Genomic DNA, 260 nt, shown 5'->3' on the forward strand with positions numbered 1-260 from the left:
GGGTTGCACGGCAATATTGCGGCCAGTTGGGCAAGCAAGACAATTGTCAGGTCGCCGTGACCCTTTCGCTTGCAAATCATCATGCGAGCTTGCCGGTGGCCTATCGTCTGTATCTGCCAAAGGAGTGGGTGACGGACCGTACACGTCGGCGCAAAGCCGGTGTACCCAAGGAGATTACCTTCAAGACCAAGCCGGCAATTGCACTCGATCATTTGCGCTGGGCCTGTGCGGCGGGCTTGCCGCGCGGCGTGGTACTGATG

At 58.8% G+C, this 260-nt stretch carries 1 protein-coding gene; it reads left to right on the forward strand.

Annotated features, from left to right (window positions below; genetic code table 11):
- The coding region (locus QSV46_RS40165; RefSeq protein WP_314964190.1) for a transposase at window positions 1-260 on the forward strand (260 nt) is incomplete at both ends.

Origin of the sequence: Bradyrhizobium cosmicum, assembly GCF_032290525.1 — a bacterium.
In the GTDB taxonomy this organism is placed as follows: Bacteria; Pseudomonadota; Alphaproteobacteria; order Rhizobiales; family Xanthobacteraceae; genus Bradyrhizobium; species Bradyrhizobium cosmicum_A.